3 protein-coding genes are annotated in these 3,081 nt (G+C 64.6%); all 3 read right to left on the bottom strand.

Annotated features, from left to right (window positions below; genetic code table 11):
• A partial coding sequence (ftsZ, locus tag KDH09_00420) for a cell division protein FtsZ (protein MCB0218129.1) occupies positions 1-1,019 on the bottom strand: 1,019 nt, incomplete at its 3' end.
• A 143-nt stretch (positions 1,020-1,162) separates the two neighbouring features.
• On the bottom strand, positions 1,163-2,398 hold the full coding sequence (gene ftsA / locus KDH09_00415) for a cell division protein FtsA (GenBank protein MCB0218128.1): 1,236 nt from the start codon (positions 2,396-2,398) through the stop codon (positions 1,163-1,165).
• Positions 2,399-2,438: 40 nt separating this feature from the next.
• A partial coding sequence (locus tag KDH09_00410; GenBank protein ID MCB0218127.1) for an FtsQ-type POTRA domain-containing protein occupies positions 2,439-3,081 on the bottom strand: 643 nt, incomplete at its 5' end.

Genomic DNA, 3,081 nt, shown 5'->3' with positions numbered 1-3,081 from the left:
GGACGGTTCGAAGGCTCGCGCACCTGCGAAGGAACGGAGGCCCGTCCCTTCTGCGCTTGCGGTCGCGCCTCGAAGCCCGTGGCGATCACCGTGATCTTCACCGTGTCCTCGAAGGTGTCGTCGATGACCGAACCGAAGATGATGTTGGCGTCCGGATGCGAGGCCTCCTGAATCATCATGGCAGCCTCTTCAACCTCGGAGAGTTTGAGCGAGCTCGAACCGGTCACGTTGATGAGCACGCCGCGGGCGCCCTCGATCGTCGCATCCTCGAGCAGCGGGGAGTTGATCGCCTTACGGGCGGCGTCCCAGGCGCGGCGCTCGCCGCTGGCAACGCCCGTTCCCATAAGCGCGCGGCCCATATCGGCCATGATCGTGCGCACGTCGGCAAAGTCGACGTTGATCAGGCCGTTCACGGTGATGATGTCCGAGATGCTTTTTACCGCCTGGTAGAGGACTTCGTCGGCCTTGGCAAAAGCCTCGGTCATCTGCATGTCCTTGCCGGCAATTTCCTGCAGCTTGCGGTTGGGGATGGTGATAAGTGCATCGACGTGATCGCGCAGCTTCTCGATCCCCTGGTTGGCGAACTTGTTGCGGCGAAGTCCCTCGAAGAAGAAGGGCTTGGTCACGACGCCCACGGTCAGGCAGCCCAGCTCCTTGGCCACGCGGGCCACCACGGGCGCGGCGCCCGTGCCGGTGCCGCCGCCCATGCCGGCGGTCACGAATACCATGTCGGCGCCCTCGAGGGCCTCACGCAGGCGTTCGACGTCTTCTTCGGCCGCCGAGGCGCCCACTTCGGGATTGGCGCCGGCCCCCAGGCCGCGCGTCGTTTCCCGACCGAGCTGCAGGTGCAGCGGGGCCTTGTTGGCACCGAGCGCCTGGGCGTCGGTATTGGCCGCGGCAAAATCGACGTTGGAGAGCCCGCTGTCGATCATCTGATTGACCGCGTTGCCTCCGCCGCCGCCGACCCCGACCACTTTGATCTTCACGATACGATCTTCTTTCTCTTCAAATTCAAACATCCCTGCAAACTCCTGCTGTCGCGTTTTCGGCCGAGGTCGTGCCAACTCTTTGCGACTGCTTCCTCACCTACAAAGAGAATCCCTCACGCGCCATGCCCGGCCTTTTGACCTCGAACCCCGCCGGGCAGGCGGCTAAAACAGACCTAAAAGAAATCTGCAAACCATTCGCGAACCCGGTCGGCCACCCGGCCGAGCACGCGCTCTCCGCCAACGCCCCGGTAGCCGGGATTGGCGATCTGATGCTGGGCGCCGTAGCGAACCAGCCCCACACCCGTGGCATACATGGGCGAATTGACCACATCGACGAGGCCACCGATTCCCTGAGGCAGGCCCGTGCGCACCGGCAGGCTGGTGATGCGCTCGGCCAGCTCGGGAAGGCCCTCGAGCAATGCGACGCCGCCGGTAATCACGAGGCCTGCTGCCAGCAGGTCCTTGTAACCGGAGCGAATGATCTCATCGTCGAGCATGTCGAAGATCTCCTCCATCCGCGGCTGCGTGATGTCGGTAAGGATCTTCCTCGGGATGATGCGCGGCTTGCGCCCGCCCACCGAGGGGACCTCGATCTGCTCGGACTCGTCCACCATCTCGGCCATGGCGCAGGCGTATTTCTGCTTGATCTTCTCGGCCTCGGCGATGGGGGTGCGAAGCCCCATGGCGATGTCGTTGGTCAGGTGCGCCCCGCCCACGGGAATGACCGCCGTGTGCTTGATCGCGCCGTTGATGAAGATCGCCAGGTCGGCCGTGCCGCCGCCGATGTCGATGAGCGCCACGCCGAGCTCGCGCTCGTCCTGGCTGAGCACCGCCTCGGAACACGCGAGCGTCTCCAGCACGATGTCGTCGACGATCAGACCCGTGCGGTTGCAGCTCTTGATGATGTTCTGCGCGCTGGTGACCGCACCGGTGATGATGTGCACCTTGGCCTCAAGTCGCACGCCGCTCATGCCGATGGGCTCGCGCACACCGTCCTGGTCGTCGATCACAAACTCCTGCGGAAGGATGTGAATCACTTCCCGGTCGAGCGGAATCGCGATCGCCCGCGCGGCGTCCACCACGCGCTTGATGTCGCGCTCGGTGACTTCCTTGTTCTTGATGGCGATGATGCCTTTTTCGTTCTGGCCCTGGATGTGCGCCCCGGCGATGCCGGCATAGACGTTGGTGATCTCCACCCCCGCCATCAGCTCGGCTTCTTCAATCGCCTCGCGGATGCTCTCCATGGTTGCCTCGATGTTGACCACCACGCCCTTGCGTAGCCCCTTCGACGAGTGGGAACCGATCCCCACCACATCGATGCCGTTGGGAGTGACTTCTCCCACGACGGCCCGGGTCTTTGTGGTCCCTATGTCGAGGCCGACCACGATGTTGTCGTGTTTCTTCCCCATTTTCTCCTCCGATATGCCTGCCTTGGCGCCCTCAGAACTTCTAAATCTTCGCAGCCCCGCGGCCGGTCGGTACGACCACCGCGCGAGCATCGCTGACAAATTGAATGCGTGCCGGCTGCACGTCCCGCGAATCGAGATCGCTCCAGAGCCGGCCGAGCCGCTGCCACTTCTCATCAAAGGGCGGCGGCCCGAGCAAAACGTAGGGGCCGGTGCGCCCCTCTCCCGAAAACAGCACGGCGACGTCCGCGCCCGCGCCGATGATCTCGATCTCGGAAATGGCCCGCCCGCCGGGAATTCCCGCGCTGCGGGAAATGGCGAGCACATCGAGCGCGTTGGCGATTCCCTCGCGCGCGCGCACGCTCCCGCGCGTCAGTTCGGTCTCGGTCAGGCCCGCCAGCAGCGGCAGGCCGCTCGCCTCGCTCAGCGCAGCGGGCTTGAAGACCTCACCGCTCTCACTCACCAGGTGCAGGGTGCCCTCCCCGCTGTTGGCCGCCATGACGGGGCGCCACTCGCTGACATCGATCACGACGGTCGAGGGAAAGCGCCGGTAGACGGCTGCCTGGCTGATCCACGGATGGCTCTCCACCCGGTCCTTGATCTCGCTGCAATCGATGCGGAACAGGTTGTCCTTCGACGAGAGATTCGAGAGCGCCAGGATGTCCTCGGCGCCCGCGTGCAGGTTG

It is taken from the genome of Chrysiogenia bacterium (assembly GCA_020434085.1).
In the GTDB taxonomy this organism is placed as follows: Bacteria; JAGRBM01; JAGRBM01; order JAGRBM01; family JAGRBM01; genus JAGRBM01.
Note: the sequence above shows the minus strand (reverse complement) of the source record. Positions and strands in the feature narration are given on the sequence as shown.